The sequence below is a fragment of the Pseudomonas sp. NFACC14 genome (genome assembly GCF_900106885.1).
Taxonomy (GTDB): Bacteria; Pseudomonadota; Gammaproteobacteria; order Pseudomonadales; family Pseudomonadaceae; genus Aquipseudomonas; species Aquipseudomonas fluorescens_AA.
The window spans coordinates 43,434-65,202 of sequence record NZ_FNOA01000002.1; the positions used below are offsets into that span (position 1 = coordinate 43,434).

Annotated in this window: 21 protein-coding genes and 1 pseudogene; 12 read left to right on the forward strand and 10 right to left on the reverse strand. The window is 58.7% G+C overall.

Features of this window, described 5'->3' with window-relative positions; all coding sequences use genetic code 11:
- Positions 1 to 16 precede the first annotated feature (16 nt).
- Positions 17 to 1,000 (reverse strand): hypothetical protein, encoded by a 984-nt coding sequence (locus BLU85_RS04715; protein ID WP_092203771.1) that lies wholly within the window; start codon positions 998 to 1,000, stop codon positions 17 to 19.
- Between the two features lie 289 nt (positions 1,001 to 1,289).
- A pseudogene (locus tag BLU85_RS04720) lies at positions 1,290 to 1,798 on the reverse strand (phosphotransferase); the annotation flags it as partial.
- 289 nt (positions 1,799 to 2,087) lie between these two features.
- Here BLU85_RS04720 and BLU85_RS04725 point away from each other — a divergent pair.
- The gene (locus BLU85_RS04725; RefSeq protein ID WP_092203769.1) at positions 2,088 to 3,443 is read left to right on the forward strand and encodes a D-glucuronyl C5-epimerase family protein; all 1,356 of its coding nucleotides are present in this window, start codon (positions 2,088 to 2,090) and stop codon (positions 3,441 to 3,443) included.
- A gap of 87 nt (positions 3,444 to 3,530) precedes the next feature.
- On the opposite strand, the gene BLU85_RS04730 is transcribed toward BLU85_RS04725, so the two are convergent.
- Positions 3,531 to 3,959 (reverse strand): DUF2628 domain-containing protein, encoded by a 429-nt coding sequence (locus BLU85_RS04730; RefSeq protein ID WP_092203767.1) that lies wholly within the window; start codon positions 3,957 to 3,959, stop codon positions 3,531 to 3,533.
- A gap of 340 nt (positions 3,960 to 4,299) precedes the next feature.
- Between BLU85_RS04730 and BLU85_RS04735 the strand changes: the two genes are divergently transcribed.
- The gene (locus BLU85_RS04735; protein ID WP_092203765.1) at positions 4,300 to 5,016 is read left to right on the forward strand and encodes an AzlC family ABC transporter permease; all 717 of its coding nucleotides are present in this window, start codon (positions 4,300 to 4,302) and stop codon (positions 5,014 to 5,016) included.
- On the forward strand, positions 5,006 to 5,314 hold the full coding sequence (locus tag BLU85_RS04740; protein WP_092203762.1) for an AzlD family protein: 309 nt from the start codon (positions 5,006 to 5,008) through the stop codon (positions 5,312 to 5,314). The genes BLU85_RS04735 and BLU85_RS04740 overlap by 11 nt, the downstream gene beginning before the upstream one ends.
- A 52-nt stretch (positions 5,315 to 5,366) precedes the next feature.
- Here the strand turns inward: BLU85_RS04740 and BLU85_RS04745 are convergent, their stop codons facing one another.
- Both BLU85_RS04745 and BLU85_RS04750 read right to left on the reverse strand, forming a co-directional pair.
- Positions 5,367 to 5,573: a hypothetical protein gene (locus tag BLU85_RS04745; protein WP_092203759.1), complete on the reverse strand. Its 207-nt coding sequence runs from the start codon at positions 5,571 to 5,573 to the stop codon at positions 5,367 to 5,369.
- Between the two features lie 232 nt (positions 5,574 to 5,805).
- Positions 5,806 to 7,017, reverse strand: a complete 1,212-nt coding sequence (locus BLU85_RS04750) for an MFS transporter (protein WP_092203757.1) — start codon at positions 7,015 to 7,017, stop codon at positions 5,806 to 5,808.
- A 127-nt stretch (positions 7,018 to 7,144) separates the two neighbouring features.
- Between BLU85_RS04750 and BLU85_RS04755 the strand changes: the two genes are divergently transcribed.
- Positions 7,145 to 7,648, forward strand: coding sequence for an anti-virulence regulator CigR family protein (locus tag BLU85_RS04755; RefSeq protein WP_092203755.1), 504 nt, complete (start codon positions 7,145 to 7,147; stop codon positions 7,646 to 7,648).
- A gap of 127 nt (positions 7,649 to 7,775) precedes the next feature.
- On the opposite strand, the gene BLU85_RS04760 is transcribed toward BLU85_RS04755, so the two are convergent.
- Positions 7,776 to 9,620, reverse strand: coding sequence for a sigma-54-dependent Fis family transcriptional regulator (locus tag BLU85_RS04760; RefSeq protein ID WP_092203753.1), 1,845 nt, complete (start codon positions 9,618 to 9,620; stop codon positions 7,776 to 7,778).
- A gap of 420 nt (positions 9,621 to 10,040) precedes the next feature.
- Here BLU85_RS04760 and BLU85_RS04765 point away from each other — a divergent pair, with 420 nt between their 5' ends.
- From BLU85_RS04765 to BLU85_RS04790, 6 genes are read left to right on the forward strand one after another with little or no spacing between them, the layout of a single operon-like run.
- Positions 10,041 to 11,135: an ABC transporter ATP-binding protein gene (locus BLU85_RS04765; RefSeq protein WP_072406974.1), complete on the forward strand. Its 1,095-nt coding sequence runs from the start codon at positions 10,041 to 10,043 to the stop codon at positions 11,133 to 11,135.
- Complete coding sequence (locus tag BLU85_RS04770) at positions 11,135 to 12,244, forward strand: ABC transporter ATP-binding protein (RefSeq protein WP_092203751.1); 1,110 nt, start codon at positions 11,135 to 11,137, stop codon at positions 12,242 to 12,244. The genes BLU85_RS04765 and BLU85_RS04770 overlap by 1 nt, the downstream gene beginning before the upstream one ends.
- Complete coding sequence (locus tag BLU85_RS04775) at positions 12,241 to 13,107, forward strand: carbohydrate ABC transporter permease (RefSeq protein WP_030142069.1); 867 nt, start codon at positions 12,241 to 12,243, stop codon at positions 13,105 to 13,107. The genes BLU85_RS04770 and BLU85_RS04775 overlap by 4 nt, the downstream gene beginning before the upstream one ends.
- Positions 13,108 to 13,117: 10 nt before the next feature.
- The gene (locus tag BLU85_RS04780) at positions 13,118 to 13,918 is read left to right on the forward strand and encodes a carbohydrate ABC transporter permease (RefSeq protein ID WP_092203748.1); all 801 of its coding nucleotides are present in this window, start codon (positions 13,118 to 13,120) and stop codon (positions 13,916 to 13,918) included.
- 10 nt (positions 13,919 to 13,928) lie between these two features.
- On the forward strand, positions 13,929 to 14,201 hold the full coding sequence (locus BLU85_RS04785; protein WP_024776455.1) for a DUF2160 domain-containing protein: 273 nt from the start codon (positions 13,929 to 13,931) through the stop codon (positions 14,199 to 14,201).
- Between the two features lie 48 nt (positions 14,202 to 14,249).
- Positions 14,250 to 15,992: an ABC transporter substrate-binding protein gene (locus BLU85_RS04790; RefSeq protein ID WP_092203746.1), complete on the forward strand. Its 1,743-nt coding sequence runs from the start codon at positions 14,250 to 14,252 to the stop codon at positions 15,990 to 15,992.
- A 368-nt stretch (positions 15,993 to 16,360) separates the two neighbouring features.
- On the opposite strand, the gene BLU85_RS04795 is transcribed toward BLU85_RS04790, so the two are convergent.
- Genes BLU85_RS04795 through BLU85_RS04805 form a run of 3 tightly spaced genes read right to left on the reverse strand, consistent with a single transcriptional unit; the run spans position 16,361 to position 18,953 of the window.
- On the reverse strand, positions 16,361 to 17,542 hold the full coding sequence (locus BLU85_RS04795; protein WP_060741475.1) for an acetyl-CoA C-acetyltransferase: 1,182 nt from the start codon (positions 17,540 to 17,542) through the stop codon (positions 16,361 to 16,363).
- Between the two features lie 11 nt (positions 17,543 to 17,553).
- Positions 17,554 to 18,219, reverse strand: a complete 666-nt coding sequence (locus BLU85_RS04800; RefSeq protein WP_003180355.1) for a CoA transferase subunit B — start codon at positions 18,217 to 18,219, stop codon at positions 17,554 to 17,556.
- A 35-nt stretch (positions 18,220 to 18,254) separates the two neighbouring features.
- Positions 18,255 to 18,953 carry a CoA transferase subunit A gene (locus BLU85_RS04805; protein WP_060741476.1) on the reverse strand — a complete coding sequence of 233 codons (699 nt, stop codon included), beginning with the start codon at positions 18,951 to 18,953 and terminating at the stop codon, positions 18,255 to 18,257.
- Between the two features lie 237 nt (positions 18,954 to 19,190).
- Between BLU85_RS04805 and BLU85_RS04810 the strand changes: the two genes are divergently transcribed.
- The gene (locus BLU85_RS04810; protein ID WP_092203744.1) at positions 19,191 to 20,096 is read left to right on the forward strand and encodes a LysR family transcriptional regulator; all 906 of its coding nucleotides are present in this window, start codon (positions 19,191 to 19,193) and stop codon (positions 20,094 to 20,096) included.
- Between the two features lie 127 nt (positions 20,097 to 20,223).
- Here the strand turns inward: BLU85_RS04810 and BLU85_RS04815 are convergent, their stop codons facing one another.
- Positions 20,224 to 21,063 (reverse strand): NAD-dependent protein deacetylase, encoded by an 840-nt coding sequence (locus tag BLU85_RS04815; protein WP_092203742.1) that lies wholly within the window; start codon positions 21,061 to 21,063, stop codon positions 20,224 to 20,226.
- 182 nt (positions 21,064 to 21,245) lie between these two features.
- On the opposite strand from BLU85_RS04815, the gene BLU85_RS04820 reads away from it, so the two are divergent.
- The gene (locus BLU85_RS04820) at positions 21,246 to 21,755 is read left to right on the forward strand and encodes a ferritin-like domain-containing protein (protein WP_092145531.1); all 510 of its coding nucleotides are present in this window, start codon (positions 21,246 to 21,248) and stop codon (positions 21,753 to 21,755) included.
- The last annotated feature ends 14 nt before the right edge of the window (positions 21,756 to 21,769 follow it).

The following is a 21,769-nucleotide window of genomic DNA, read 5'->3' on the forward strand; positions in this document are numbered from 1 at the left end:
CTGTCCTCTCAAACGCTCAGAATTGCGCTTTGGATCCCGCCGCTTGAAGTATGGATTTGCAATATGAAACGATGACTCTATCGGCTTCATTCAACGGACGACCACCCTTGGAAATAATACGTCCGTCTGGGAGTTGAGACCACGAGTCAGACTCGTCCAGACTCATGTTTCGTTTAGCGTATTCGTTCAAACGCTCTAGACACATATAGGGGAGGTCGTTGACTGTTAGGGCGGCTGTGATGATTTCTTGAGTGGCGTCAGCCGTTATCTGGGACGTACCCTGTGCGGGTGTTCCAATTTCACCTGCGGTGTTACCGCTGACTGAATTGTTTTTGTTTGCATCGATAGCCTTCTTGATTTCGGCTTCTTTTCCGATGAGTTCAGCTACTTTCGCCTTGGCTGTTTCAGAAGGTGTATCGGCCAGGTTTTTTTTCGCCGTCGCTAGCTCACTCTGAACAGCGCTCAACTCTTGTCGCTGGGCTGCAAGTCCCGCTACTGATGCGCTTCCGGAGGATGACAAATATACGGCCGGAGAAATGGCTCCTTGATTGAGTTCTTCCACGGCTGCCAATGCTACTGAGTAACGCTGTAGTCGGGCCAGGAAAAAATTATATTGTGCGTCATCGAGCGTGTCGTTCATGCGCGCTTCGCAGAGTCGATAAAACTCATCCCTGAAGAGCTGGATATTCTTTGACCTGACTCCAATGTAGGCCGCCGAGGTTTGTACCGCTGCTGCTAACTCTGCCTTGGCCCGGTCGCTAAGAGTGCCGGACGCAGCGAGTTGAGCCGCATAGGCTTGCATGGCATCTGGGCTGGGTTCCGCACAAATGGTGTCGTTGCCGCTTACGATCGCCCTTTGATTAATATCTATGAATACGGATTTCTGCCTTTCTTTAGCTATCTGAGGCAACTGGAAATCATGGGTTCTATATATGCTATTCCAGTTTGCATTGCATCCAGTCAAGAGCAATACGGATATTATCAATGACCTGGCCTTCATTTTCTGCTCCTTCATATTGTTTTTGCAGATGTCAAGGCGTCAGAGTAGTCGAGCTTTTGGGGGTTGCCATGCTTTTAGAGATAAAATGGCAGATGTTGTTGGGAGTGTTTGAAATGTTTACAGATATGTATCGCTTACTTAACACTTTGTTGAGTTTAGAGGAGGGCACCCATTAGCCTACCTTAAGTCAAAGCCAAAACCAGATCGCCCTTCAGTCCTTAACTGCTGGTCTTTTCTTTATGCCTGGCCAAGCCGATGGGAAGTGCTGTTCGCTAGAAAAACTCAGCCATTCGGCAGGTTCCAATCCCTGATGTTCTTCGTCGAAATCCTCTTGGTCGACCAGGCCGGCTTCCATTCGGGCGCGAGCCGTTGCCAGTCGATGGGAGAGGCTGTGGTCAAAAGGGCAGTGGGTGGGATCTAGTCGATGCAGCTGGCGCAGTGCATCGGCCATGATGCTCACCTTCGCGACCTCGTCGAAAGGGGCGGAGAGTAGGTCGGTGCCTGGCACTGCACCCAAGAGTAGCCAGTCCCTGTGAGGGCCATGCGCCTCATCCAGTATTCGGGCGCAGGGGATATCGGTAGTCGCCAGCCAGCGCAGCCTTACCGTTTCGTCACGCAGTTCGCTATGGTGCGAGCCGGTCCTGTCTTGATGAATAGGGCAGGTAAACCGGGAGCGTCAAGCCGAAAGACAGCGGCATCCGAACAACCGACGGTGATCTGGCGAGTATGGTAATGCTTGAAGCGCTCTCGCCAGTTGTGTGGAAGACAGACGAGAGTGTCTTGCTGTTGTGAAGTAATAGCGTCTTCGTTGTTGGTTTCCACATCAAACGCCTTGGCGGGGGCAGTTTTTAACGGAGGCGGAGGGCGGGTACTTATAATTCCAACATGCTACAGGCGCTTCAGCGGGGATGGGAGTTGAAGATCCCGCTATTGGCAATGAGATCCGTCCCTGACGCTATGGGGTACTAATGGACGGCTGAACAGGTCGACGCTAACCTTCGCCTGCTTGTTGAGGGTCGTATGGTGCGCAAGACGGCGATTATCTCCTGGCTGATTTTGGCTTGATTGGGTACCTTGGTGCTTGGGCATGGAATTTCTCATAAGGCGCTACATTGTTATGTTTCTGAAGTCAAAAAAAGTACTGCTGCTTCTTTGCTGCATGGCGATTTCTTGCACTACAGCGGGAGCGCCACAATCAAGTATGTTTAACTTTTACAGCGAAGGCTCCCCCAATTACCCTTGGGCGTTTGGAAGTAGTAAAGATTGTGATCCCTTGGTAGGGACGTCCAGCAGGACAAAAAACTTCAGGTCACCAAGCAAGGTGGCAGTACGAGGGCTTGAGGCAGCGTTTTCCGGAGACCTCGCAAACGCTGCGGTGTGTGAAAAAAAACTGAAGAATTTTGAAAAGATGAACGGCGGCGGCCTCTTCTTTGCTTTTCAGGATGATTATATCGATGCATGGCCTTTCCAGCTCAGGGCACCATGGGTTTCTGCTTTTACCCAAGGTGTTGCCCTTGAATTCTATGTGGAAATGGCGAAAAAAACCGGTGATGCTTATTACGCAAACAAGGCTGAGGAAATTTATCTGTCTTATCTTCTGCCATTGGATGAGGGGGGATTTACCAGGTTTGTTGGTGACGACGTGGTGTTTGAAGAGTACCCGGTGGCTGAAAGAATAGCCGTTCTGAACGGGAATCTGATTGCAACTATCGCCTTGTACGATTATGCAGAATTCTCTAAAAGGACTGAGCCTCTACAGCTGGCCAGACGCTCGGTTGCTTGGCTTGAGAAAAATATCCAAAGCTATGTGATCAATCGTCCTGATTACCCAGGTCCGATTTCTGCGTATTCTCTTGCGCCGGCAAGACTCGATCTGCTATTTCGCTTCTACTTGACCCAAAAGGATCTAGACATTTTTTCCATCAAGTTGGCGGGAAAGGATATCTTCAGGTCTATTCTTCTTGGTCAGACCGGTGATCACGACATTACTCGTGAGGCAAGCCTTATCGTGTCTCCGGATATGAACTGGTCAGGACCGTATGACGACTCGAAACAAAAAGCATCAAGTTTCAGGAAGATTATCCAAGCGTTGGGAGCGTTCAATCACGCACCTTTCAGAGTGGAAATAAAATCTGCTGAAGAGTTGGTCGCTCTGAAGAAGGGGGCTTCGCTTGAGTTGACCTATAGGGCGCAAGGCAGTTCGGATGTACAGGTCTCTGACGGAAAAGTGTTTTATAAGATAGGCACGCTGTTACCTACAAATGGCGAGGTTGCAAGCGTGACATTCGAACTTCCCGCGGCCGCCATTGCCAATCTCACATTTCCGGCCGACTTGAAATACAATGCTCTGTATCTCGGGCATAATCAGAAACTGCTCGAGATTGTCTCCGCGCTTTCTGCATCTGAAGTTTTAAACAATTATGCGGTGCTGTTGAAACAGTGAATTAAGACGTTTCAGCAGGTGGGATGCCGGCGTTACAACGAAGACGAAGCCCGTATGCTTATGCGGTACGGGCTTCCAAGTGTGAAATCAGAAACGCATGCCTTGGAACGGGTTCCAGCTTTGCTCGCCCTTCACCTCTTTGAGGTAGAAGGAGTAGTTGACCATGAGCGCATAGGTCATCGAGAACGCAACGCTCAGGCCGGTACTCAGCGGTCTTGGGAAGTCCATGCCCAGGAGAGTAAAAATCACGCTCAGCACGATATTGATCGCCACCATGATGCCGAGCAGGGCCAGGTTTTTCTTCCACAGGCCCAGGACGAACAGGTAAATGGGGCCGAAGAAGAATGCAATGACGTTGGCGCTGACCAGTAGTTTCTTCTTGAAACCAGGGAGGGCCTTGACTGCCTCTTTGAATCGCGGGTCGCTCGGTGCGCCGTAGGTATCAAAGAAATTAAAACGTTCCTGCCATTTGGCGCTGTATTTACCTGTGGCTTGTACTTGTTCAGTGGTGCTCATTTGCAAGGCTCCTGTTTTCCATGAATTTGTCTTTCTTCCAAGAAATCCTGTGCTCTGTTTCCAGGGCATTGATTGCTTTGATCGTGGTGGGGCTCACGTAGATCACCCAGGGTGGTTATCTTGCCGTTTTGTAAACGGTTGTGTTGGACATTCTGCACCGGCCGCTCAAGCGGGCGTCTGATCTGTGACACGCTTCACCTATTGGCTTCGGTGGATGCCTGTCATCAGCGGGGGCGGTATCGACGCTGCAAGCCCTTCGTGATTGGCCGTGAGGTGGTCGCATGAACCCTGCATCGGACATACTGGCGCCTTTGTTGCAAATATTCCAAAGAGGCATGTCTTGTCGAACGTCGAACCCCACCTGCACGCGCTGACGCTCAACCACATATACGACGGTTTCAAACAGTTGCTCCCCATTTCCCTGTTCGTCGTCGTGTTCGGCGTTGCTTTCGGCCTGGCGGCTGCGCAAACGGGTTTGAGTGACACCTCAGCTGTGCTCATGAGTACCCTGGTTTTTGCCGGGGCTTCTCAATTTGCCGCGTTGGATCTGTGGGGGCAGCACGTGCCGGTCGTTCCGCTGATGATCACCGTCTTCGCCATCAATGCCCGGCACTTATTGATGGGTGCGACGCTTTACCCGTGGTTGCGGGAGTTACCCGTTGCCAAACGCTACGGTGTGATGCTGGTTGTCTCGGACGCCAACTGGGCCATGGCGATGCAGGCGTTCAGTCAGGGCAAGCCGGGGCTGGGGATTTTATTTGGCGGTGGCATTGCACTGTGGGTCACTTGGACCCTGGGGAGTTGGCTGGGGCTTCATTTTGGCAGCGCTATCGAGAACCCGGTCAGTTTCGGGCTCGATATGGTGATGGGCTGTTTCTTGTTGGCGATGGTCGTGGGCGGGAAAAAGAACCTGCGCATGCTCATCATCTGGACTGTGGCGGCTTGCTCATCGCTGTTGGCCTATTGGTATTTACCGGCTAACAGTCATGTCGTGGTGGGAGCTTTGGCGGGAGGCATTCTGGGAGCGTTGTGGATGGAGAAAAACAATGAACGTTGAAACGGCGGGGTATGGCACCTTGCTGGTCATATTGATAATGGCCGTCGTGACATTGGCGACTCGGTGGGGTGGTGTTTTCGTGATGTCGTTCGTGCCGATCAACTATCGGGTGCAGCAGTTCATCACGGCCATGTCGGGCTCGGTGTTGGTGGCAGTGCTGGCTCCGCTGGCCGTTAAAGGAGATAACGGCGCGCGCTTGGCGTTGCTCACCACGGCAGTCGTCATGCTGATCCTGAAAAAACCGTTGCCGGCGATTGCGGCGGGCATACTTGCGGCGGCTTTAGCCAGGCAGCTCTGAACAACCGAGTCGCCCGCGCGCAAGCGGGCGACGGAGCCTATCAACACTTTGGTCAAAAACTCAGTGCAGCCGCTTCTCCAAACGAGTGATCCTGTCCCCCCGTCATGAAGTGCAGCGACATCTCCTGCGGCGCCTCGATGGGTGGCATTTCAAAACTCCCCACCACCTGCCCCTGAAGCGCACTCAGCCGCATCGACTCTTCTTCCTTTAACTTTGCCATTCTCGCGTGGTTCGCTGCGATTTCGTTGAGAGTTGACACGGTACATCTCCGTTTGCTGACCAAGCATTGATTAATTTGCCGCCGCGTCAGAATTACGTCGTTCTTGGCTGCTGAGACAGGCCAGTGCAAACCCTGAGCCAGACAGGTTCGCTTGTTGGCCCCGACATTTGACAGGTGACGAATGGCGGGGCAGACGTCCTCGACGCTGGCAACGTTTCAACCATGCCTCAACAATAAGTCACTGATAATACAAACCGACGCTCCGGCCGGATCAGTCGGTCTCGGTGCGGTAGACGCTTGCTCCGTGCGTTGAATGCCTGTTCACCAAGACCACTGCGGCGCCGATCAGACCGGTGATAACCGCCAGCAGCAGAATCACCTCCTGCGTACCAGCAGGCGCAGCCAGCACCGCGACGAGCAGGCCCGCGAGCGGTTGCGACAGGTTGTTGAGCAGTGTGATGACGCCGACAGTCTTGCCGAAGTCCTGGGGTGGAATGACTTGCTGGCGCAGGGTGCGAAAGTAGACGTTGAATATTTTGTCGAAACCGACAATCAGCAAGAAACCGACGACATAGCCCCCTGTGTTCGGGCTGAGGGCGGTGACGAAGGCGCCGACGGTAATCAGCGTGTAGGAGAGTGCACCCAGCAGTTTCAAGGGCAAGGTCACCCGGGCCAGGAGAAACAGGATGACGATGGTGGTCAGCGCACCGGCCGCCTGCAACCCGGCGTAATCATCCTTGCCCGCGCCGTAGTGGCCGATGACCATGGCCGCCGACGTGGCGAGGGTGACGCCGATGATCAGGTTGACGCCCACCGCCAGGCTGATGATCTTTTTCAGTTCCGCCAGGTTGCGAATGTGGCCGAAGGCAACGCGCAGCGAGTTCAGCCAGAGGTCGTGATGTTGTTCGAAGGTTTCCAGGGTGGCCGAGCTGGTGCGCTGCCAGTACCCCATGGCCAGGTCCGCCAGCAGGAACAGCCCGGCAATCGCCAGCACCACCCAGTGCCATGCCCACACCTCAAGCAGCAGTGCGGCGATAAGCGGGCCCAGTACCAAGCCGGTCTGGTCGGCGATTTGCGAGTAGGACAGGGTCTTGGTGTAGGTGTAGTGCCTGAAGATGTACGGCATCACCACTTCGCGAGCCATGATGCCCTGGGTGGTCAACACGCCGCAGAGAGCCGAGAGCGCCACGATCCAATAGATGCCGCCGAAAACGCCATGTAGCAGCACCGCCACGCCGCAGGCCACGGCGCGATAGACCTGGCTGATGTGCAGGATGCGAATCGGCGGAAACTTGTCGCACAGCGCGCCGCAGATTGGGAACGCCAGATAGCGCGGCAGGGATTCGACGAAGAAGGCCAGGCCTGCCCAGGCGACACTGTGGGTGGTCTGGAAAACAATCAGCGGGACGATGAACAGCAAGATCTGGTCGGCCAGCCGGGAGAGGAACATCGAGACGAAAAAAGCCAGGTAATCCTTGCGCATGAAACTCCTTGATCGCTGTATTCAGGTGTAATCCAGTCGGCCAGCGGCGCGCAGCGTGATATGGAGCTAACATCACCGTTAGTCTCTATATCTTTACAGGGGACATCCCTTTCTTGAGAGAACTGCCATGTTCAAATCGCGTTCGTTGATTGCCGCAGTGACCTGTTTCGCCCTGGCGGTGGGCCCTGGCATTGTTGTCGCGGACCCGGGTAACGGCAAGGGGAATGCTCAATTCGATCAAGGCCCCGGTCATGGACAGGGAGGTAAAGGCGGGCAGGGCAACAAGGGCGGGCAGGGAAATCCCGGCAACAAAGGCAATCAGAGTGGCAAGGGCGACCCCGGTGGCGATTGGCATAACGGTCCCAGCATCGACCGGGGCGGTGTGCTCAGCCTGATCGGCGGTCATCGCGATTATTGGAGCCCCGGCCCGCCCTTGCCGCCGGGCATCCAGAAAAACCTGGCCCGCGGCAAACCGTTGCCCCCCGGCATCGCCAAGAAGCTTGATGGCCGGCTGCTGGGGCGGTTGCCGCACTATGACGGTTATGAATGGCAACAGGTCGGCACGGACCTGATCCTGGTGGCGATCGCCAGCGGCCTCATCTACGAAGTGCTCAATGGCGCGTTCGACTGACCCGGTGTTCCAACTGACTGGCACCTCTTTGCAGCGGTGCCAGTCAGTGAAGCGAACCTCCCACAGGTTTCGCGGGTGTTCAAGCAATCGGCATTCACCACGAAGACTTTGTGGGACAGGGTTTGTATCAGCTCTCAAGTTGTCGCAGGCGTTTGTACAGGGTATTGCGGCTGACGCCCAACCGTCGCGCCAGGTGTGAAATGTTTCCGCCCACGGCCTGCAATTGACGGTTCAAGTCTTCGGCGTCGTTGAGGTCCACCCTCAATGGCTCCGGTGTTTCCACCGGCTCCATTTCCAGGTCGACAAAAAAGTCGTCGGGCAGGTGCTCCGGGCGGATCGGCTGTTCCTCGGCCATCGCCAGGGCCACTTGCAGCACGCTGCTGACCTGTCGCAGGTTGCCCGGCCAGGGATGGCGTTCGAACAAGTCCAGGACCTCACGGCTCAGGCCGGCCCATTGGGTCGGTTCGCGGTGGTGTTCCCAGAGGCGTTTGAACAGCGCCTGCTTGTCGCTGCGTTCGCGCAGGGGCGGCAGTTCCAGGGTCAGGCCGCCGATGCGGTAGTACAAGTCTTCGCGGAACCGCCCCAGTTGCACCTGTTCGCGCAGCGAGCGGTTGGTGGCGGAGATGATACGGATGTCTACCGGGAACAGCTCGGCGCTGCCCACCGGTTGCACGCAACGTTCCTGCAAGACCCGCAACAGCCGGGCCTGGGTCGGCAGGGGCATGTCACCGATTTCGTCGAGGAACAGCGTACCGCGGTCGGCCTTGCGGATCAGGCCGATGCTGCCTTTCTGGTTGGCGCCGGTGAACGCGCCTTTTTCATAACCGAACAGTTCCGATTCTACCAACTCGGCGGGAATCGCCGCGCAGTTCACGGCAATGAACGGCTGCTTGCAGCGTGAACTGGCCTGGTGCAGGGCCTTGACGAACACTTCCTTGCCGACGCCGGTCTCGCCATGGATCAGCAGCGGAATATCCTTCTCCAGCAAGCGCTCGGCCTGGCGCACGGCTTTTTCCACACGGCTGTCACCGAAGTGCAGGGTATTGAGGCTGATGGCGTTGCTGGCGGGGGCTGGCGCAGGCGTCGCCTCGGTGAAGACCCGTGCCCTGATCGACACCTGGCTCGGGCGCCTGAGCAAGCACTGGAATCGATTGCTGCCAGACGCTTGCAGGGCGAACGGCAGGCCGTCGGGTTGGTTCAGCAGTTCCAGCAGCGAAACCTTGAACAGGCTTTCAATGCTCACCCGGGACAGGCTCAGGCCCAGCAGGTTGTCGGCCCGGCGGTTGGCGGAAAGCACCTGGCCGCTCTCATCGAAGATCAGCAGCCCGGCCCATTGGCTGTCGAGGTTGTTCAAGCCGGTGTTGAAGGTCAGCTGGAAGTGTTCACCGCGAAACAGATTGAGGATCAGCCGGTTCTCCACGGTCTGGCTCATCATCTTGACCATGCCCAGGGTATGGGACGGCGGCAGGTAGCTGTCGCTGGAGACGTCCAGCACGGCGATGACCTTGCGCTCGGCGTCGAAGATCGGCGCGGCGGAGCCGGTCATGAAGCGGTTGGCCTTGAGGAAGTGTTCATCGTGCTCGATATGCACTGCCTGTTCGCAGGCCAGCGCGGTGCCGATGGCGTTGGTGCCGGTGCAACGCTCCATCCAGCTCGCCCCGGCACTGAAGCCATGGGCCAGTTTCGGCTCGATGAAGCGCTGGGTGCCCCAGGAGGTCAACACTTGGCCCTGGTTGTCGGCCAGCATGATCAGGCAATTGGAGTTGCTCAGGATGTTCTCGTAATACGGCAAGACTTCCTGATGGGTGGTCTGCACCAGCGAATGCTGGCTCTCCAGCAACTGGGCGATGCCTTGGGCGGGCAACTGATCGAAGGCCGGCACACTCTGGTGATTCAGGCCAAAGGCGCGGCAACGGGACCAGGAGGCCTGGATGATGGCCTCGTGGGACAAGGCAGGAGCAGGTGCGGCCATGGGGCACTCTCGCAGGTGCTGTTTTTATTGTTGTGGCAAGTCTCGCACAGACTCCTTGTGCTGGGGCAAGCCTGAATAGCACGTAATACACAGACCTTGTGGGAGCGAGCTTGCTCGCGATAGCGGTGGATCAGCAGCATTGATGTGACTGACACACCGCTATCGCGAGCAAGCTCTCTCCCACAAAGGGCATGGCCAGGCTAACCGAAAACGTTCATTCAGTGTTGTTCAAAATTGTTCATTGTCAACCCGTGAATTGTTCAGTTGTTCAGTCGTGGCTGTTCACTTGTGTTCATCTGCGAACGTGTTTTTCTCAGGTTTTTTAAAAAAAATAAGCCAGGTCAATGGCTTGTGATTTCTGGCACGGCTTTCGCTTTGCAACTCGGGTCGCTTGACTCCAAATAATAAAAAGGCCGAGCCATGTCATTAAAGCTTGAGCACATCTGTCGCACCGTCGAAGGCCAGACCTGGATCGACGATGCCAATCTGAGTTTCGAACCCGGATCCTTCAACGTCCTGTTGGGCCGCACGCTGTCCGGCAAGACCAGTCTCATGCGCCTGATGGCCGGTCTGGACAAGCCCGACAGTGGCCGCATCCTGATGAACGGCGTCGACGTCACTAACCGCCCGGTGCGGCTGCGCAACGTGTCGATGGTTTACCAGCAGTTCATCAACTACCCGACCATGACTGTTTTCGAAAACATCGCCTCGCCGTTGCGCCAGGCCGGTGTGTCCGACGAAGTCATCCAGAGCAAAGTGCTGGAAACCGCCAGGATGCTGCGGATCGAGAAATTCCTCAAACGTCATCCATTGGAGTTGTCCGGCGGCCAGCAGCAGCGCACGGCCATGGCCCGGGCACTGGTCAAGGACGCCGAACTGATCCTGTTCGACGAGCCCCTGGTGAACCTGGACTACAAGCTGCGTGAAGAGCTGCGCCAGGAAATGCGCGAGCTGTTCCAGGCCCGCCACACCATCGCTGTCTACGCCACCACCGAGCCTAACGAAGCGCTGGCCCTGGGCGGCACGACCACGATCCTGCATGAGGGCCGGGTGATTCAGAGTGGCAAGTCGTCTTCTGTCTATCACCAGCCACAAACCGTGCTGGCCGCCGAGTTGTTTTCCGAACCGCCGATCAACCTCATGCCGGGTCGTATCGCCGGCAATGAAGTCAGCTTCGCCAATTTCGTGCACTTCCCGCTGAACGTCGACCTGCGCCCGGTGGGCGAGGGCGAGTTCCGTTTCGGCGTGCGCCCCAGTCACATTTCCCTGGTGCCGAGCAACGACGACGACCTCGAACTGGCGGTGACCGTCGAAGTGGCCGAGATCAGCGGCTCGGAGACGTTCCTGCACGTGCGCAACGAACATTTCCTGCTGGTGCTGCACTTGCCAGGGGTACATGAGTACGACGTGGATGCGCCGATTCGCATCTACATTCCGACCCATAAACTGTTTGTTTTCGACGCCCAGGGCAAGCTGGTCCAAGCCCCTGGGCAGCGTATCGCGAGGGTTGCCTGATGGCTGAAATTCGTTTGCAGAACCTCGCCCACAGCTACACCAGCACCCCGGCGGGCCCCGAGGATTACGCGATCCGCGAGATGAACCACATCTGGGAGCAGGGCGGCGCCTATGCGCTGCTCGGACCTTCGGGCTGCGGCAAGTCCACCTTGCTCAACATCATTTCCGGCTTGCTCAGCCCTTCCGAAGGGCAGGTGATGTTCGACAGCAAAGTCGTCAACGACCTGACCCCGGAACACCGCAACATCGCCCAGGTGTTCCAGTTCCCGGTGGTGTACGACACCATGACGGTGTTCGACAACCTGGCATTCCCGCTGCGTAACCAGGGCATGGCCGAAGCGCGGATCCACACCAAGGTGCAGGAAATCGCCGAGGTCCTGGACCTGCAGAACCTGCTGGACAAAAAGGCCCGCAACCTCACCGCCGATGAGAAGCAGAAAGTCTCCATGGGCCGCGGGCTGGTGCGCGACGATGTGTCGGCGATCCTGTTCGACGAACCGCTGACGGTGATCGACCCGCACCTGAAATGGAAACTGCGGCGCAAGCTCAAGCAGATCCATGAGCAGTTCAACATCACCATGGTCTACGTCACCCACGACCAGTTGGAAGCCTCGACGTTCGCCGACAAGATCGCGGTGATGTACGGCGGCCAGATCGTGCAGTTCGGTACGCCCCGGGACTTGTTCGAGCGTCCGAGCCACACCTTTGTCGGCTACTTCATCGGCAGCCCGGGGATGAACCTGATCGAGGTCACGGCGCAGCCCGGCGGTGTCGGTTTCGCCTCGACCCACTTGCCGCTGTCGGAAACCTTGCAACGTCGTATCGCCGAAGCCGAAGGCAAAAGCCTGAAGGTCGGTATCCGTCCCGAGTTCGTGCATGTCTGGGATGGCCCTTACGACGACGCGATGCAGGCTGATGTGGTGCACGTCGAAGACCTGGGCACCTACAAGATCCTGACCCTCAACCTCGATGGCGCACCGCTGAAGGTCCGCCTGGCCGAAGACAAGCCGGTGCCGGAAGGCACGGCGTACATCAGTTTTCCGGCCCAATGGCTGATGGTCTATGCCGATGAATACCTGCTGGAACCGTTGAGCGAGGTGCAGCCATGAACAAGGTGCAGAACAACAAGGCCTGGTGGCTGGTATTGCCGGTGTTCCTGCTGGTGGCCTTCAGCGCCGTGATTCCGATGATGACCGTGGTCAACTATTCGGTGCAGGACATCTTCGACCAATCCAGCCGCTACTTCGTCGGCGCCGACTGGTACAAGCAGGTGCTGCTCGATCCGCGGCTACACGACTCGCTGCTGCGCCAGTTCATCTACTCGGCGTGCGTGCTGCTGATTGAAATTCCCCTCGGCATCGCCATCGCCCTGACCATGCCGACCAAGGGCAAATGGTCGTCCCTGGTGCTGATCATCCTGGCGATTCCGCTGCTGATCCCGTGGAACGTGGTGGGCACCATCTGGCAGATTTTCGGCCGCGCCGACATCGGTTTGCTGGGCTCGACCCTCAACGGCCTGGGCATCAACTACAACTACGCGGCCAACACCATGGACGCCTGGGTCACCGTGCTGGTGATGGATGTCTGGCACTGGACTTCGTTGGTGGCGCTGCTGTGCTATTCGGGGCTGCGAGCGATTCCCGACGTGTACTACCAGGCCGCGCGGATCGACCGGGCGTCGAACTGGGCAGTGTTCCGTCACATCCAGTTGCCGAAGATGAAGAGCGTGCTGCTGATCGCCGTGATGCTGCGTTTCATGGACAGCTTCATGATCTACACCGAGCCGTTCGTACTCACCGGCGGCGGGCCGGGCAACGCCACCACGTTCCTCAGCCAGACCCTGACGCAAATGGCCATCGGCCAATTCGACCTGGGCCCGGCGGCGGCGTTTTCCCTGGTGTATTTCCTGATCATTCTGTTGGTGTCCTGGCTGTTCTACACCGCCATGACGCACTCCGACGCCAACCGTTGAGGCCCGCACAATGAGCAAGAAAAAGCTGATTCCGCTGTTGATCTACATCCTGTTCCTGCTGGTGCCCATCTACTGGCTGCTGAACATGTCGTTCAAGAGCAACACTGAAATTCTCGGCAGCCTGACGCTGTGGCCGGCGGACTTTACCTTTCACAACTACAAGGTGATTTTCACGGACCCGAGCTGGTACACCGGGTACTTGAACTCGCTGTACTACGTGAGCCTGAACACGGTGATTTCCCTGGGCGTGGCGCTGCCGGCGGCCTATGCGTTTTCCCGCTATCGGTTCCTGGGGGACAAGCACCTGTTCTTCTGGCTGTTGACCAACCGCATGGCCCCGCCGGCGGTGTTCCTGTTGCCGTTCTTCCAGCTGTATTCGTCCATCGGGTTGTTCGACACCCACATCGCCGTGGCCCTGGCCCATTGCCTGTTCAACGTGCCGTTGGCGGTGTGGATCCTGGAAGGGTTCATGTCCGGGGTGCCGAAAGAAATTGACGAGACCGCCTACATTGACGGCTACAGTTTCCCCAAGTTCTTCGTCAAGATCTTCATTCCGTTGATCGGCTCCGGCATCGGTGTCACGGCATTTTTCTGCTTCATGTTCTCCTGGGTCGAACTGTTGCTGGCGCGCACGCTCACCTCGGTGAATGCCAAGCCGATCGCGGCGGTCATGACCCGTACGGTATCGGCGTCCGGTATCGACTGGGGGGTGCTGGCGGCGGCGGGGGTGTTGACCATCCTGCCGGGCATGCTGGTGATCTGGTTCGTTCGCAACCACGTGGCCAAGGGCTTCGCCCTGGGCCGGGTCTGAGGAGTCGATGATGGAATGGATGAACTGGACCGTCCCCACGGCGGTATTTTTCGGGGTTATCGCCTTGTTTCTGGTGGGCATGACCACCTGGGAGTTGCGTTCGCCGAGTATCCCTCGGCGTGGTTTCCTGCCGATTGCCACCACCCGTGGCGATCGGTTGTTTATCGGTCTTCTCGGTAGCGCCTACCTGCACCTGCTGGTGATCGGCGCCACCGACTGGAGCATCTGGATAGCGTTCGCGTTGTCTTGGGTGTGGCTGTTGGCAGTGATGCGGTGGGGCTAGTCGCGAAGGTTCGCCGATCAGGCTCTTAAACCCAAACAGGAGGTCTCTATGTTCAATAAAAACAATAAGCTGCGACATAGCGTTTCATTGGCAGCCATGCTGGCACTCAGCGGGCTGAGCGCTGCGGCCTGGGCCGACGCCTATGAAGACGCCGCTAAAAAATGGATCGGCAGTGAATTCAAACCGTCGACCTTGACGGACGCCCAGCAGCTCGAAGAACTCAAATGGTTCATCAAGGCATCCGAGCCGTTTCGCGGTATGAAGATCAACGTGGTGTCGGAAACCCTCACCACTCACGAATACGAGTCCAAGGTACTGGCCAAGGCCTTCACCGAAATCACCGGGATCCAGTTGACCCACGATCTGCTGCAAGAAGGCGACGTGGTGGAGAAGATGCAGACGGTGATGCAGTCGGACAAGAACATCTATGACGGCTGGGTCAACGATTCGGACCTGATTGGTACGCACTTTCGCTACGGTAAGACCGAATCGATCACCGACCTGATGGCCAACGAAGGCAAGGCTTACACTTCGCCAACCCTGGACATCAAGGACTTCATCGGCATCTCCTTCACCACTGCGCCGGATGGCAAGATCTATCAACTGCCCGACCAGCAGTTCGCCAACCTGTACTGGTTCCGCGCCGACTGGTTCGAGCGTGCGGACCTGAAGGCCAAGTTCAAGGAAAAGTACGGCTACGAGCTGGGTGTCCCGGTGAACTGGTCGGCCTATGAAGACATCGCCAAGTTCTTTTCCGAAGACGTCAAGGAAATCGACGGCAAGCGCGTCTACGGGCACATGGACTACGGCAAGAAAGACCCGTCCCTGGGCTGGCGCTTCACCGATGCCTGGTTCTCCATGGCCGGTGGCGGCGACAAGGGCCTGCCCAACGGCTTGCCGGTGGACGAGTGGGGCATTCGCGTAGAGGACTGCCATCCGGTCGGTTCCAGCGTGACCCGTGGCGGCGACACCAACGGCCCCGCGGCCGTGTTCGCCACCACCAAGTACGTGGACTGGCTGAAGAAATATGCGCCGCCGGAAGCGGCGGGCATGACCTTCTCCGAATCCGGACCGGTGCCGTCCCAAGGCAACATCGCCCAGCAGATCTTCTGGTATACCGCCTTCACTGCCGACATGACCAAACCGGGCCTGCCGGTGGTGAACGCCGATGGCACGCCAAAATGGCGCATGGCACCTTCGCCGCGCGGACCTTACTGGGAACAGGGCATGAAGCTGGGGTACCAGGACGTGGGTTCCTGGACGTTCATGAAGTCCACGCCTGAGAAACAGAAACTCGCGGCCTGGCTCTATGCGCAGTTCGTGACGTCCAAGACCGTGTCGCTGAAGAAAACCATCGTGGGCCTGACGCCGATTCGTGAATCGGACATCAACTCCCAGGCGATGACCGACCTGGCGCCGAAACTCGGTGGCCTGGTGGAGTTCTACCGCAGCCCGGCCCGTGTGCAATGGACCCCGACCGGGACCAACGTGCCGGACTACCCACGCTTGGCGCAATTGTGGTGGAGCCACATCGCCGAAGCTGCCAGCGGCGAGAAAACGCCGCAGCAGGCCCTCGACGGGTTGGCCAAGGACCAGGATGCGATCATGACCCGCCTGGAACGCTCCAAGGCCCAAGCCACCTGCGCACCTAAGATGAACCCTGAGCGCGACGCGCAATACTGGTTCGATCAACCGGGCGCACCGAAGCCGAAACTGGCGAACGAGAAGCCTAAAGGCGAAACCGTGAGCTACACCGAGCTGTTGAAATCATGGGAGGCGGCACGCAAGTAAAGCCCCGGATGTGAAAACGAACGGCACCGAAAGGTGCCGTTTTTTTTGGGGTCTGGGCTCACGCAACAGACCGACCCGCCGCCATCGCGAGCAAGCTCGCTCCCACAGGGTTTGGTGGTGGCCCCAGATATTGCGTACACCCAAAATCCATTGTGGGCGCTGCTCCCACAGGATTTGGCGGTGTCCATGAATGCTGCATACACCACAGTTCCCCTGTGGGAGCCGAGCTTGCTCGCGATGAGGCCGGCAAGCCATCCACATAAACCAACAGGCAAAAAAAACGGCGCAACCGAGGTCGCGCCGGTGGTGGTGCCAGTGGCTGCACGGATAGTCGTGGGTCCGTGCCGCCACCGTTGAACCCGTGTCGGTTATGCCCGTTCCAGCGCCAGGGCTACGCCTTGGCCGCCGCCGATGCACAGGGTCGCGAGGCCTTTCTTGGCGTCGCGCTTGATCATTTCATGCAACAGCGACACCAGGACCCGGCAACCCGACGCGCCGATGGGGTGGCCCAGGGCGATGGCGCCGCCATTGACGTTGACCTTGTCCATGTCCCATTTCAGTTCCCGGGCCACGGCCAGCGACTGGGCGGCGAAGGCTTCGTTGGCTTCTATCAGGTCCAACTGCTCCAGCGACCAGCCGGCCTTGTCCAGGCAGCGACGGGTGGCCGAGACCGGGCCAATGCCCATGATGGCCGGGTCGACGCCGGCATTGGCGTAGGCACTGATTTTCGCCAGCACCGGCAGGCCCAGGGCCTTGGCTTTTTCCGCGCTCATCAGGATCACGGCGGCGGCACCATCGTTGAGCGAGGACGCGTTACCCGCGGTGACGCTGCCGTCCTTCTTGAAGGCAGGCTTGAGCTTGCCCAGGGATTCGGCAGTGGTACCGGCGCGCGGTTGTTCATCGGTGGCGAACGCCACGGGATCGCCTTTGCGCTGGGGAATCAGGATCGGCGTGATCTCATCGGCAAACCGACCGCCCTCGATGGCGGCGACGGCCTTCTGCTGGGAAGCGGCGGCGAAGGCGTCCTGCTCCTCGCGGCTGATGCCGTACTTGTCCACCAGGTTCTCGGCGGTGATGCCCATGTGGTAATCGTTGAAGGCATCCCACAGGCCGTCGGTGATCATGCTGTCGATCATCTTCGCGTGGCCCATGCGCAGGCCGGTGCGGGCGGCCGGCAGGACGTAGGGCGCCAGGCTCATGTTTTCCATGCCGCCGGCGATGATGACCTCGGCGTCGCCACAGCGGATCGCCTGGGCGCCCAGGTGCAACGCCTTGAGGCCCGAACCGCAGACCTTGTTCAGGGTCAGCGCCGGCACCGCATGGGGCAGGCCGGCGAGGATCGACGCCTGGCGCGCCGGGTTTTGCCCGGAGCCTGCGGTCAGTACCTGGCCGAGAATCACTTCATCGACCTGTTCGCCGGACAAACCGGTCTGCTCCAGCAGGCGACGAATCACCGCGGCACCGAGTTCCGGCGCGGGAATGGCAGCCAGCGAACCCTGGAAGCTGCCGATGGCGGTACGGGTAGCGGCGACAATCACGACTTCTTGCATCGAATCTCTCCTCACTGGGCAGCGAACTGCATTTCAGGCACATGGTCCGGCACGATCAACTTGCCGGCGGTCTTGGCGACGATTTCCTCGACGCTGACGCCTGGGGCGCGTTCTTTAAGGATGAAGGCGCCGTCCTGGATTTCCAGGTAGGCCAGGTCGGTCAGAACGCGCTTGATGCAACCGGCGCCGGTCAGCGGCAAGCTGCAGCGCGGCAGCAGTTTCGACTCACCGTCCTTGGACGCATGGGTCATGGTGACGATGATGTTCTCGGCACCGGCCACCAGGTCCATCGCACCGCCCATGCCCTTGACCAACTTGCCGGGGATCATCCACGAGGCAATGTTGCCTTCGACATCCACCTCGAATGCGCCGAGCACGGTCAGGTCGATGTGGCCGCCACGGATCATGGCAAACGATTCGGCGGAAGAGAAGATCGAGGCGCCGATGCGCGCGGTGACCGTCTGTTTGCCGGCGTTGATCATGTCGGCATCGACTTCGGCTTCGGTGGGAAACGCGCCCATGCCGAGCAGGCCGTTTTCCGATTGCAGCATGACTTCCATGCCTTCGGGAATGTAGTTGGCGACCAGGGTCGGGATACCGATGCCCAGGTTCACGTAGTAGCCGTCCTGCATTTCGCGGGCGACGCGTTGAGCCATTTGTTCGCGGGAAAGTGCCATGTTCTTATTCCTTCATTCGGGCCGGGGGCAGGGGATCACTTACGCACGGTGCGCTGTTCGATGCGTTTTTCGAACGTGCCGCAAATGACCCGGTCGACGTAGATGCCAGGGGTGTGGATCTGGGTCGGGTCCAGCTCGCCGGGTTCGACGATTTCTTCGACTTCCACCACGGTGATCTTGCCCGCCGTGGCGGCCAGCGGGTTGAAGTTCTGGGCGGTGTGGCGATAGATGACGTTGCCGAAATGGTCGGCCTTCCAGCCTTTGACGATGGCGAAGTCGCCGGTGATGGACTCTTCCATCAGGTATTGGCGGCCATGGAATTCACGCACTTCCTTGCCTTCGGCCACCGGCGTGCCGACGCCCGTGGCGGTGAAGAATGCTGGGATGCCGGCGCCGCCGGCGCGCATTTTTTCGGCGAGAGTGCCTTGGGGGGTGAGCACGACTTCGATTTCGCCGCTCAGCAGTTGCTGCTCGAACAGGGCGTTCTCGCCCACGTAGGAGGCGATCACCTTGCGGATCTGCCGGTCTTCCAACAGCACGCCGAGGCCGAAACCGTCGACGCCGCAGTTGTTGGACACCACGGTGAGGTCGCGGATGCCCTTGCGCTTGATCTCGGCGATCAGGTTTTCCGGAATACCGCACAGGCCGAAGCCGCCGGCGATGACGGTCATGCCGTCCTTCAAGCCTTCCAGCGCTTGTTCATAAGAGCTCACGCGTTTGTCGAAACCTGCCATAGACACCTCTTTTATTCTTGATGGGGTCGCAATGAGATGCAGTGTTGCGCCAAGTCATATATTTGTTAAGTTGATTTTTAGATTGGATTGATTGATAAAACTCAACAATTGCCTCCCTCTGTAGGAGCTGTCGAGTGCAACGAGGCTGCGATCTTTCCAAAAACACTTGAATCCCAAGCAAAAGATCAAAAGATCGCAGCCTTCGGCAGCTCCTACCCAACCGGACACGAACATCCCATGACCCTCAAGCAAATCCGTGCCTTCCTCGCGGTGGCCCAGAGCCTGAGCTTCGCCGTGGCCTGCGAGCGGCTGCACCTGTCCCAATCGGCCTTGAGCCTGACTATCAAGGCCCTGGAAGAAGGCCTCGGCGGTCGTTTGTTCAGCCGTAATACCCGTAACGTGGCGTTGACCCCCGAAGGTGAATCCTTGCTGCCACTGGCCCGCCGGCTGGTGGCCGACTGGGACAACGCCGAGGACGAAATGCGCCAGCGCTTCACCTTGCAGCGCGGTCGCGTGACGCTGGCGGCGATGCCTTCGTTCGCCGGCAACCTGCTGCCGCCGATCCTCAAGACCTTCCGCGCCCGCTATCCGAATGTCAACGTCACGGTCAACGATGTGATCAATGAACAAGTGCTGGAAATGGTCCGTGATCGTCATGTCGAACTGGGCGTGGCGTTCGAGCCGATGCAGGGTTCGTCCCTGGCGTTCACGCCCTTGTACCTCGATCGCTTCGTCGCGGTGGTGCCGTTGGATTCAGCCTTTGCCCAGCGCGACGAAATCCACTGGCAAACCCTGCTGGAGCAGCCGTTCATCACGCTGCAACGACCCTCCACCGTACGGGTGATGCTGGAAGAGCATCTGCGGGCCCGGGGCATGAAACTGCCGGTGGAGTTCGAGAGCCACCAGTTGGCGACCGTCGGACGGATGGTCGCCAGTGGGCTGGGGGTCAGTGCCGTGCCGGCGCTGTGTGTCGGGCAGATGCATGAGCTGGGGGCCCGCTGCATCACCTTGAGCGATCCGGTGATCGAGCGAGCCATCGGCGTGCTGACCAAACCGGGGCATGAATTGTCGGCGGCGGCGCAGGCGTTGTTCGATACGCTCAGGGATCAGGAGTTGGGCACGTTGACCGCAGGCCGACACTGACCCTGTGTGAGCAATGACCCTGTGGGAGCGAGCTTGCTCGCGATAGCGGTGTGTCAGTCAATATCGCTGCTGGCTGATCCGACGCCATCGCGAGCAAGCTCGCTCCCACAGGGGGTGGGTGGTGTGGTTAGAGCAGGTGTTGTGCCAGCAATGGCAGTAGTTGTTCACACGGCTCTTCGAGCTTGAGGTCCAGCAACTCATCGGCCCGGGTCTTGCCGCGGTTGATTGCCAGCAGCGGCTTGCCCTGGTCCTTGATGGCCCGGCACAGGCGAAACGCCGAATACGCCATCAGCGACGAACCCACCACCAGTAGGCCGTCCGCTTGCTCGACGGCTTGCATGGCGCGGGTCGCGGTGAGGGGGGCGACGTTCTCGCCGAAAAACACCACGTCGGGTTTCAACCGCTCGCCGCCGCAATGGGGGCAATGGGGCACTTGGAAGCGCGCCTCGAACGCGGGGTCGAGCAGGGTGTCGCCATCGGGGGCCTGCACCGCATCGACGCCCGCCAGGTAAGGGTTTTCGGCTTCCATCAACCGTTGAATCTGCTGTCGCTCGCTGAGCTGGCCGCAATCCGGGCACCGCACGCGATGCAGGCTGCCGTGCAGTTCGATGACGTCCTGGCTGCCGGCCTGGTCATGCAGGGTGTCGACATTCTGGGTAATCAGGCCGGTGATGCGTTGCTGCGCCTGCAACTCGGCCAAGGCTTCGTGAGCCACGTTCGGCCTGGCCTGCCTGACCCGGGGCCAGCCCAGCATCGCCCTTGCCCAATAGCGCCGTCGTGCCTCGGGCTGGGCGAGGAACTCCTGGTACATCATCGGTTGTCGACCCCGACGGACCCCGTCGCTGTCGCGGTAATCGGGGATGCCCGACGGGGTACTGATGCCGGCGCCGGTGAGCACCAGGAAGCGCCGCCCGGCGGTGTACGCCAGTAACTGATCGATGGGTGCCTGGTGAAGATCTTCGGGCATGGGAGGTGTCTGCGCTGGCCTTGAGCCGTTGAGGTTAGCACTTGGATCGAGTCGACGCCTTTCGTCGCCCTGGGGGTTGGTTTGTTCAAACTTTCCCCAGTGCTGCGCTATCCACTTTTATGTGCGGTACTTCAGAACCGTCGCGCTGCGTTGCAGTAGCGACCACGGCTAAGGAGAAGGAAATGGCAACGCCTAAAGAGAACCTGCTGGACTGGCTCAACGATGCCCATGCCATGGAGCAGCAAGCGGAAAAAATGCTCAAGGCCCAGGCCGAACGCCTGGAACATTATCCGGTGCTCAAGGCCCGCATCGAGGAGCATTTGCAGGAAACCCTCGGACAACAAAAATTGGTCGAACAATGCATCCAGCGGCTGGGCGGCAGTACGTCGACGCTCAAGGACCTGGCCGGCAAGCTCATGGCCTTTGGTCAGGCGGTGGGCGGCATGACGATGAGCGATGAAGTGGTCAAGGGGGCCATGAGTGGCTATGTGTTCGAGAACCTTGAAATCGCCTCGTACACCGTATTGATCGAGGCGGCGAAAGTCGCCGGGGATGTGGAAACGCAACGGGCGTGCGAACAGATCCTGCCCCAGGAAATCGCCATGGCCGAGTGGTTGCGCGATCACTTGCCGGAAATCACCCAGGCGTTTCTGGAGCGTTCGGCCAATCCGCACACCGAAGCCAAGCGCTGAGTACGGCCAGGTAT